8 protein-coding genes and 1 pseudogene are annotated in these 10,370 nt (G+C 59.0%); 5 read left to right on the top strand and 4 right to left on the bottom strand.

Features of this window, described 5'->3' with window-relative positions:
• Window positions 1–220: 220 nt before the first annotated feature.
• Window positions 221–745, bottom strand: coding sequence for an ArsR/SmtB family transcription factor (locus FGL94_RS17480; RefSeq protein WP_004048660.1), 525 nt, complete (start codon window positions 743–745; stop codon window positions 221–223).
• Between the two features lie 201 nt (window positions 746–946).
• On the opposite strand from FGL94_RS17480, the gene FGL94_RS17475 reads away from it, so the two are divergent.
• From FGL94_RS17475 to FGL94_RS17465, 3 genes are read left to right on the top strand one after another with little or no spacing between them, the layout of a single operon-like run.
• Window positions 947–1,162 carry a heavy-metal-associated domain-containing protein gene (locus FGL94_RS17475; protein WP_004048661.1) on the top strand — a complete coding sequence of 72 codons (216 nt, stop codon included), beginning with the start codon at window positions 947–949 and terminating at the stop codon, window positions 1,160–1,162.
• Between the two features lie 4 nt (window positions 1,163–1,166).
• Window positions 1,167–3,086: a heavy metal translocating P-type ATPase gene (locus tag FGL94_RS17470; protein ID WP_006186939.1), complete on the top strand. Its 1,920-nt coding sequence runs from the start codon at window positions 1,167–1,169 to the stop codon at window positions 3,084–3,086.
• 28 nt (window positions 3,087–3,114) lie between these two features.
• On the top strand, window positions 3,115–3,768 hold the full coding sequence (locus FGL94_RS17465) for a hypothetical protein (RefSeq protein ID WP_006186940.1): 654 nt from the start codon (window positions 3,115–3,117) through the stop codon (window positions 3,766–3,768).
• A 35-nt stretch (window positions 3,769–3,803) separates the two neighbouring features.
• Here the strand turns inward: FGL94_RS17465 and FGL94_RS18700 are convergent.
• Together FGL94_RS18700 and FGL94_RS17455 are read right to left on the bottom strand one after the other, a co-directional pair.
• Window positions 3,804–4,081 (bottom strand): annotated as a pseudogene (locus FGL94_RS18700) (site-specific integrase); the annotation flags it as partial.
• Between the two features lie 349 nt (window positions 4,082–4,430).
• Complete coding sequence (locus FGL94_RS17455; RefSeq protein ID WP_095638106.1) at window positions 4,431–6,107, bottom strand: transposase; 1,677 nt, start codon at window positions 6,105–6,107, stop codon at window positions 4,431–4,433.
• 154 nt (window positions 6,108–6,261) lie between these two features.
• Between FGL94_RS17455 and FGL94_RS17450 the strand changes: the two genes are divergently transcribed.
• On the top strand, window positions 6,262–7,254 hold the full coding sequence (locus tag FGL94_RS17450; protein WP_144927967.1) for a hypothetical protein: 993 nt from the start codon (window positions 6,262–6,264) through the stop codon (window positions 7,252–7,254).
• A gap of 476 nt (window positions 7,255–7,730) precedes the next feature.
• A complete protein-coding gene (locus FGL94_RS17445) occupies window positions 7,731–8,048 on the top strand; it encodes a hypothetical protein (protein ID WP_144927964.1) in 318 nt (105 codons plus the stop codon).
• An 875-nt stretch (window positions 8,049–8,923) separates the two neighbouring features.
• On the opposite strand, the gene FGL94_RS17440 is transcribed toward FGL94_RS17445, so the two are convergent.
• Entirely contained in the window at window positions 8,924–10,159 is a 1,236-nt protein-coding gene (locus FGL94_RS17440; protein ID WP_095638109.1) for an MFS transporter, read from the bottom strand.
• Window positions 10,160–10,370 lie beyond the last annotated feature (211 nt).

Raw genomic sequence — 10,370 nt, 5'->3', positions numbered from 1 at the left:
CGGACGACGTGCGACAGCGAGTAAATCAGGCTGTCGAACGCTTCATGGACGAGACAGGCTGGGAGTTAGACATTGGTGGTAGTGAACCGCCGACCAGCATCGAGACTGTACGGGACCTCCCAAAGCGTGGCCCTGCGCGACTCCTGACTCGCCTCGCGATGCAATCCGCGCGTGATCGGTTCTCCTTCTAAGACCCTGCCAGCGTAGGGGTGGTTCCCCCTCAGGAATTTCTGTGGGCGCGAACGAACGCACGTCGCAGGACGGTCAGAAGAACGTACGTCTCGTACTTCTGGGTCTGGCAGTGCTCGCAGGGCTGCATATCCTCGACGATCTCCTCAATAGCGTCGTCGTACTCGTCGGTGAGCGTAGTGAGCGCGTCCGTGATCTGGGGCTGGGCAGCGTCGATCATCTCCTCGACGGCGGCGTCGGCCGAATCTGGTAGTGAGTACGAGAGGACGATCGTGTTCGCGTGGTAGTACTTCGTCGTCCCACCACGCCCCTCCTCGAAGCGAACGACGTCGACGAGGCCCGCATCCCGGAGCTCGTTGATGTGATGGCGGACCGTGTTCTCCGTCCGGTCGATGCCGCGATCGTCGAGGCGTTCGTGGACCTCGGTCGCAGTTAGGGCTTCCTCGGACAGAATGTCGAGGACCATCGCCCGCATTGGCTCGTCGATGGCGTCCGAAATCCGAGTGTCTCGCACCGCGATGTCGTCGAGACGGTGGTCGGTATCGGAATCACTCATACGAGAACTGAGCGCGAGCACGCGGGAAAAGGTAGCGGGGCAGGAGTCGGGTAGGTGTCTGTCGAGGTATCCAGTACAGGATGGACCCGCGATAGCGAAAGCCCTAGACGACCCGTTTGACTGTTCCAACGACCCGTATCCGAATTCAAACATATCATCTAAAAAATACTTATTGAGGTACGGGCACTATCTCAAACTGTAATGAGCGACACAACCCAATTCCGCGTCCTCGACTTCGACTGCCCGACCTGCGCGAGTACCGTCGAACGCGCCCTGTCGAACGTCGACGGCGTCCAGCACGTCGAAGTCCACTACGCGACCGGCCGCGTCGAGATCGAGTACGACGACAGCGTCACTGACCCCGACGCCTTCGCAGAGACCATCGAAAACCAGGGGTACACTCCCCAGCCCGCCTAACACTATGAACAAACAATCGATCACGCAGTACTACCGGAACCACCGGAAGGCCATCGTCACGGCGACGAGCGGCCTGCTGTACGGCGGTGGCTGGAGTCTCGGCTACCTCACGAGTTTCGAGATGGCAAGCGCCGCCATCCTCGTCCTCGCGACGGTCGTGGGTGGCTACGACATCGCCAAGACCGCTTACCACGAGGTCACCAACCGGACGCTCGGCATCAAGACGCTGGTGACGCTGGCCGCCATCGGTGCTATCGTCATCGGGGAGTACTGGGAAGCCGCCGCCGTCGTCTTCCTGTTCAGCCTTGGCAGCTACCTCGAAGGCCGGACGATGCGGAAGACCCGGACGGCACTTCAGGAGCTACTGGAGATGACGCCCGACACGGCGACCGTCCGTCGCGACGGGACACTCCAAGAGGTCTCCGCCCGCGATGTCGAAGAGGGCGAAGTCGTCGTCGTAAAGCCGGGCGGGAAGATCCCGGTCGACGGAACCGTCGTCGACGGCGAGAGCGCAGTCAACCAGGCGCCGGTCACCGGCGAGAGCGCGCCCGTCCACAAGGCCGACAGCGACGAGGTGTACGCCGGGACGGTCAACCAGGAGGGCGCGCTAGAAATCCGGACGACGGGAGCGGGATCGGATACGACTCTCGAACGGATCATCCGTCGCGTCGAGGAGGCCCAGGAGGCTCAGTCGCCCACGGAGAGTCTCATCGACCGGTTCGCGAAGTACTACACGCCGGCCGTCATTGCCCTGGCTATCGGCGCGTACGCGGTCACGCAGAACGCGATCCTGTCGCTGACGCTGCTGGTCATCGGCTGTCCGGGCGCGCTGGTCATCGGGCCACCGGTCAGCATCGTCTCGGCCATCGGTAACGCCGCCCGGTCGGGCGTGCTGATGAAGGGCGGCGAACACCTCGAACGCGCCGGCAAGATCGATCTCGTCGCCTTCGACAAGACGGGGACGCTCACGAAGGGCGAGACCACCGTCTCCGACATCGAGGGGTTCGGCGTCGCCGCCGCCGACGTCCTCTCGCTCGCAGCGACCGCCGAGAAGAAGAGCGAACACCACCTCGCGGACGCCATCGTCGACATGGCCCGCGAACGCCAGACGGCTGCGACGGACGGTGGAGCGACGGTCGCCCAAGCGGACGATACGGACGTGGGGCGCAGGTCGGTCCCCGATCCCGACGACTTCGACGTGGTCGCCGGCAAGGGCGTCATCGCCCATGCCGATGGCCAGGAAGTCGTCGTCGGCAACCGCGCGCTGCTGGACGACCGCGACGTCGATGTCCCCGATCGGGTCGCCGACTACGTCCGCGAGCGTGAGGGGCGCGGCGAGACAGTCGTCCACGTCGTTCGGGACGGGGACATCATCGGCGCGATTGCGATGCGGGACGAGCTCCGGGAGGCCGCTCCTGGGGTCGTCGCGGCGCTCCAAGACGCTGGCATCGAGACGGTGATGCTCACCGGCGACAACGATCGGACGGCCGCTGCCGTTGCCGAGGAGGTCGGTATCGACGAGTACCGTGCCGAACTCCTCCCCGAGGACAAGCAGTCCGTCATCGAGGGCTACCAGGCCGACGGCCACGTCGTCGCGATGGTCGGCGACGGCATCAACGACGCGCCATCGCTGGCCACTGCCGATGTCGGCATCGCGATGGGTGCTGCGGGAACGGACACCGCTATCGAAACGGCTGACATGGCGTTGATGGCCGACGACCTCGAACGCATCCCGTACGCGGTCAAACTCAGCAAGGCGACGCGCTGGAACGTCCTCGAGAACGTCGGGATCGCGGTGCTGACCGTGACCGTCCTCCTCGCGGGCGTGCTCACCAGCTACGTCACCCTCGCGTCGGGAATGCTGGTCCACGAGGCCAGCGTCCTCCTCGTCATCCTCAACGGGATGCGACTGCTCCGCTACTGACCACGAGACACGATCACAACCACAACTCATGACATCGAATTCGACTGCGACTGACACGACCCAGACGAGAACCAATTGGCAGGTCGACTACGACGTCGAGCCGATCGAAATCCGCGACCCCGTCGCGGAGGCCCTCGACGTCCTCGAACCGGGCGAGCCGTTCGTCATCGCTTATAGAGACGCGGTGAAAGAGGCAGGACACTCCTGTCCGACTGCCTCGGGCGCCTACCGGATCGTCCAGCTCGGGCTCGACGCCCTGTATCCCGACGACTATCCAGTCCGGAGCGAAATCGAGGTCCAGACGGCCGGCCCGCAGGAGGATGCTGCGTACGGCGTGATGAGCCGTATCATCTCGTACGTGACTGGCGCGACCGGCGATGACGGATTCAGCGGGCTCGCCGGCGGCTATGGCGGCCGCCGCGACCTCCTGTGCTTCGACGGGTTCGACCCGGACACGGCGGACCCGACGTTCCGGTTCCGGCGAACCGACACGGACGAGACCGTCGAAGTGGCCTACCACGTCAGCGACGTTCCTAGCGGTGGACCCGCAATCGGGAACCTCCAGAGGATTCTCGACGGATCGGCAAGCGACCAGCAACGGGAGGCCTTCGCTGACGCTTGGCACCGCCGCGTGCAGGCTGTTCTCAGAGACGCCACCCTATTCTCCGTCGAAGGGGTATGAACGCGGCGGTGTACCCCTCACACTCGTAATGAGAGTTACCGCGATATACTGTTGGGCTCCTTGGGTACCTTGGTAGCGCCATCACCTAACTCGCCGACATCGATATGAGAGTACCCCACGCAAACCATCCCCTCAGAGTTGTCCAAGTATCGAGCTACAACCGCCAACCCAAATACTCAAACAAGAATCTCGCCCATCCCGCGTCAACTGCCATATGGAGCAAGGTAATCGTGTTTCCAATGGTCGATATCGATCTCCACAGCCTCTGAAGTCGTTGGAGAACCGACCGTGACCCATCAGTCATAATCTGCGGCAACGTCTACGGACACATCTATGCCGTTGTATGAGTCGTCGGAGCGCCCTGTCGGTGCCGTCGATATTGACGGGGTACAAGAGGTCAACTATGATTTATTTCCAGTTCATTTCGAACTGATTCGAAGGCACGCATCAAATCTATCCTCCGAGGTTGTGGAAGTTGAGACTACGGCGGCTATAGCACCGCTGGTATGCACGATATCAGCCGAACCACCGAACTTGACACGGTTCACACTCGGGCCGGGACACCACTTCCAGTTAGTATCCCAACTAGAACTGCGTATTTGAAGAGATCAGAACAGCGCTGCCGCTCGTTACTCCTGTTCTCACTGGCTCAATATCGGCGATTACCCGACTCCAGTTTCCTTCTTCAACAGTGTGAGCGTATTGTCCGCAGTCACAATCGGGGAATGCTCGTACTCACCCGTCAACTCGACTTGCACGAGGAGGTCGACGGCCCGCCAGATTGAGTACAGCAGACAGGCGAACGCGAAGTAGAAGAATCGCAGTACGAAGTTCTTCGAGGTTGTCGCGGCCATGAACCGCTTAATGCTCCGGTAGCCGCTCTCGATCTCCCAGCGATAGCCGTACTCACTCAGCAGTCCCACATTACCGTTGCACATGAACACCGAATACTGCCGGTGGTCAGTGTGCTCAGAATTCTCGTTTCGACGGTACACGAGCGTCGTCTGGTGCCACTCATTCTTGCCCAAGTGGAGCTTACGGTCGTTCACGTATCGATCTGTCTCACTCTTCAAGAGTCGTTTCGCCTGGGCTCTCTCGCTCGTGTGCATCCGCTTTGGGACGACGTACGTGAGCCCGCGTTGGCTAATCATCTCCAAGACGTGTTGGCTGTCGAATTCTCTGTCCATCAGCACGCTGTCGACGTGGACGAGGTCCTCAGCCGAGTCAAGTAGATCCTCGACAATTTCCAGCCGACTCTCGCCACGCCGCACCGGCCTTGCGTCTAAGACAATCGGGACCGCATTACCGACGAGCTGGACGGTCGCCCACTGATAGGCGTATTCGTCGGTCTTCTCTTTTGTCCCGATGATCTCATCCTCGTGACCTGTTCTATCACCGGTGAAGGGCTCAGCTTCAGTGATGTCGATGGCCACGATTCCGGCTCGGAAGAACTGCTCTGTCTCCGCGACTTCATCCAATAGCCGTTTCACGGCCTGACGGTACATCTCACGAATCTCCGCTATCGAGAGGTCACGAATCTGATCACGATGGGCGTGCCCCAGAGGTGTCCGACTACGCGTCGACTCGTAGATGAAGCTCCGAGCCCCCTCATTGGCAGCTAAGTTCTCGCGGAGGCCGAGATAGGTCTGTAAGTCCCAGTAGGCATTCTCGTGGATCTCACAGCCCTCTCCGCGATCCATCGAGAACGCCGGGAAGACAACGCGACTGACGTGATCCGTGATCGTTCCCGCCTGTTCCAGCACGGTCTGCTCGTCCGGATCGGAGTCTCCGGTACTGTCTCCTCGCTGAGGGAGCGTCCTGTCCGGGTCACGCGGAACGCTCACACCCGCGTTTTGGGCATTGATCAGGGCCGTCCGGGCAGCCGTCTCAACCGTCTCGCGTAACTCACCCGTGAAGCGCTCGTGCCAGCTACGCCAGAGCGTCGACTGATTCGGAACGCTCTCGAGTCCGAGTTGCTCACGCAATTCAGGGTGGCACTCGAGGAATTCGACGAGTGCTGTCTCGTGGTCCCATCCGTGGAGTTCTTTCAACATGAACACTCGAAAGAGGGTGTCCATCTCGTAGCTCGTCGATCCCGCATAGCGGTCATGGGTCTCGAATTTGAAGTAAGCGAGCGGCAGCGAACAGACGAACTTTTCGACCGAGTTGTGGCACTCGTGGCAGAACCACGTCTCCGAAATCGTCCGAACATCTGATTCCAGTCCCGCGAGCGACGTTCGGTCATACAGTGGTGTCGAATCATACGCCGGCCACTCAACGTACGATCGCTGAGCGATACGTCGAAAGATCGTTCGACGAGACTCGGGAGTCGAAGCCACTACGAGATACTGACTCGGACACGCAGAAGTCCTCGTCCATCTCGATAAGAGACATCGAGATTGGGGAAGGTCGGTACTCGCTAGGGGAGAGAGATTAGTTCCGCAATCCGGTTCCAGGGGGAACACATTTCCTCCACATGCCTCTAGTCGGACTATGGCTCACGAGTGCGACGATTGCGGGGAGTCGTTCGAGACACTCACTCATCTCCGACTTCACGACTGTGGCGATGTCCAATCGGACACGTTCTCGGCCTCGACCGATTCGGGGAGGTCTAAATCTGACTCATCTCCAAGCCAAAAACGGAACAAAGAGGTTGCCGAACTCGATAACCTGCTTGATCGTTTCTCCGACGGTGACGTGGATGCCCTACACTACGCAGTCGTCGAATTCGAAGCAGCACTCTCGACTGCAGTCGAGGAAGACAGCAGTGGAGATACGTTTCGGGACGTCTTCTGGCCATACTACGAGCGCGTCAGCAACGAACTCGACGATGCAACGAGAGTACACGGTTGGCCATTCCTTGCGGATGTAATCGATGCGCATGAGCCCACTGAGAAGGCCGAATTTCCGCTCGTCACGCCCACAATAGCAAACGCTGTCGGGCGATATCTTATTCGAACGCGGATAACCGATGGTGTCGAGGCGATTCCGGTCAAGGCACTCGAATATCTGAACACTGTCGCGGTCAACGCTCCCGAAAGCGACGATGTCGCACGCGAGGAAGTCCATGCTTATGGGTGGGGAATCGGACATCCAAACCACTCAGTCGTCGACCAGCTCCACGCCCGTACGACGGAGGACATCTTCTCCGTCAGCCCAACAGTCGAACACGCCTTCTACGCTGACCAGTACGCTGCCGTCGACCTGCTCGAACAGCTGGTACGAGACGAATCGATCAATGGGACGCTCCCTCGCGTCACCCGTGACGATATGCCATATCGTCGCTACCTGCTCGACTGCGTCTACGGACTGAAAACAGACAGCCACTGGCCGGGGATGCCACGGTACTACGACTGGTACGATGAGTTGGATTACGCCTTCGAACTCGACGAGACAGTCGAACAGCGTATCCGAGACCTCGTCGAAGAGATGGGCTTCGATGCCGATCTCTCGAATGACTGGACGTTCCGCGATCTCGGTATTTGAGGGAATTAACAGTACGCTTTCCCCGCCGCCCGACATACTGGCTGGTAATGCCGTTCAGCGTCACGTAGCACGTGTTCTTCAAGCAATAAGAACTCCTGGCTCTGATAGGATGAAAGCCTGCTAAGTCCTCAGAGTGCGTAAATAGGTACTGGGGTGGTCAAAGGCCGATGATTCAACAGCGTTTCAGAACGCGTGGCTCTGATTGGCCTACGTGCCAAGGAAGCACCATCATGGGAGGTCGAATAGGTGTTGCTCCATTTACGCACACACCACCCATCAGCGCAGCAGCAGCTCGTACCGATCTGCTAGGTGCTTGACCGCATGGAGGAATTTGATCCACAAGAAGTGGCTCTGTTGAAATCCTCAACAAATGATATATTCTGGCCCGGTTGCGGTCAACACAGGGAGTTAACCTACCTAAAGCCGACCGATTTTCTCGGGTGTAAGTATTTGTCGGAGCACTATGGATTATTCATATGGCGATGTCCTCCAAGACCCTCAATGTGGGATTGCGTGATGTCGGTTTCTCCCTCCTGTGTATCGTGTCGGTCGCCGCGATACTGCCCGTACAATTCGTCTCACTGATCGTCTTCGATACCATCGGACTCGACCAATTCATTCCCAGTACAGTGATTTATACGGTGGTGCCTGCTGTAGTGGTGACTGCTATTCCGGCAATCGTGGCCGCTCGTCAAAACAACCGTCGGGGTTCGCAGGTGATTACGGCGGTAGTGTTCATCGCCGCGATCCTCGCCTCTATCCTCGTGTGGAGCGGGTTCTTCGTCATCGGATAGCGACGAAACACACGCAGCTCTCACCAACCGGCTGTTTCAGCCTATCGTATCTCTGAAGAATGTGGGTTCAACAGAGCCGGATATGTGGCTCTGTTGAAATCCTTTTCTTCAGATATGTTCTCGTCTGAGATAGCCGGTTACTGAATAGTGTTTCTTGATCTTGTGCGGGAGTAGGTGTAGTACGTCGCTCAGTGTGATGGCGTGGGGATTTATAAGTCAGATCACCGTGTTGCTGTCGGCTGTTTATAAGCGGTCGACGCTGCTGCGGTGAGGGCCTTCAAATCCCCAGTCGCGAGGCGGGCGCACGCTCGCTGCGCTCCTCACTCGGTCGCTACCGCTCCCTCGTTGCGGTGCTTACGTCGCCTGCGCCCGCCTCGCGACTGCCCCTTTGAGTCCCGCCCCGCACAGCACCGCACAGCACCGCACAGCACCTCACGCCTCCCCAGCCTCGCCGCTCACGCCCTTGCGGGCGTTCGCGGCGTCCCTCGCGGGCTGGCTCGCGGCCTCCGCTTCGCTCCGGCCGCTCGCAGGCGCGCCACCGCACCGCCTGCCATTTATAATCGACCGTCGGCGCCGCTAGCGACTATTTAAATACCGAATCGCTACTACCGATCTGCGATACTCACTTCCGCAATCGCTCGTCGCTACGTCTGTACTGAGCGATTCATGAGTCCCCTGTACTGAGCGATTGAGGATGAAAAACTATCAACTTCAGAGGGTTTCAACCTACACGTCAAAACGGCGCCACCGACGTACCGACGTTCATCACCGAGAGCCGAACTGTCGCAGAATCCTTTCCAGTTGAAGAGCACCAACAGCTGTTCAGCGCCGAGTACCACGACTTGACAGCGTGAAAGACAGTTGCTGAACCCTTTCTACGAGTAACCTGGCTCTGGAGCTCGCCATGCAACCACGATTCCACAGATAGCGACGACTCCAGCGAGTAGAAATGCCGTATCGAACCCCGCTCGGTCGACAACAACGCCGCCTACAATCGGGGCAAGGAACGCCCCCGCTAACCCGACACTCGTCTGGAACGCGACGGCTGTCGCAGCGACTCTTGAATCGACGACTTCCCGGACATACGTGAAAGACAGCCCCAGCGTAAGCTGAACCGCGAACCCGGTGAGCAGCAGGAGCGCAACGAGTAATGGAAGTGACCGAAACTGAGTGAACACCAATACGAGCGGAGCAGCAGCTGCGAAGGACCCGAAAACGATGGGTTGGCGGCGACCACCGAAGACGCGGTCAGACAGGAGGCCACTACTGATTCTAGAGACGACCCCGATTGCGGGGAACACTGCCACCAGGAGTCCACTCACAGCGAGTGACAGGCCAAGCTCGGTCGTGAGATACGACGCGCCCCAGCTATTCACGAACAAGTACAGCGAATAGCCGAGAAACCCGAGCAATCCGACAGACCAGACCTCCCGGTTCCGAAGAACTGCACCAAACTCCTGAACCGAGGGGGCATCTCCCTGACTCGTCCCGATCCCTCGACTTGCTGGCCAGAATACGATGAGACCCATGACTGTGAGCCCCGTGAACGCAATAAAGATTGTAGGCCACCCGAATCGATGCGCAATGAGTGGCCCGGTTCCTTGACCGAGCGCGAATCCGATCGGGCCACTTGCGGTGAAAATGCCGACAGCGGTTGCTCGATTCCCGCTAGTCGCTGCTCGACTCACGATATCGATGCCAGCGTTCCACACGACGACGTAGGCGACCCCCCCAAGCGCTCGCGACGCAATCACTGATCGGTAGTTCCCTTGCCGTCCAGCGATCCATCCCCACGTTCCGGCGACAAGTAGTGTGAGAACGGCGAGTGCCATCACGTTTCTAGAGTCTGTCCGGTCAAGCACCGCACCAACTGGAAGGCTTGCAATCACTGCAGTACCGAACATGACTCCAACGAGGAAGCCTGCGATTGTTGGCCCGATACCCAGCGAGTCACGAATAAGCGGGGAGACGCTCGCGGGCACAATCTCGTAGGCTGCCAACCCTGTCGAGATGAGGCTCGCGCCGGCGACGATACCCCACGTTGACTGATGTTTCTGGTGTGGATCGCTATTAGTGGGTTCTTGATGCTGGGGGGTCGGTTGGGTAGTCATTACTCGAGAATGTGGACGGACGGTGAACCACGGAAATCGGGTATCGACAGGTGCCTGTAACGAATTCTGACGATAGTGTATCCATGTTATGTATCTCTCCGCATACCTTTAAGGGTTAGATGGTAAATCCTTTTATTCTCTTACTGTTAGATGGTTAACCACCAATGTACATTCATTCTGGCCTAGGCCAGCAGCAGAATTGGGGACGAAT

It is taken from the genome of Halorubrum salsamenti, assembly GCF_007671685.1.
Classification (GTDB): Archaea; Halobacteriota; Halobacteria; order Halobacteriales; family Haloferacaceae; genus Halorubrum; species Halorubrum salsamenti.
Note: the sequence above shows the minus strand (reverse complement) of the source record. Positions and strands in the feature narration are given on the sequence as shown.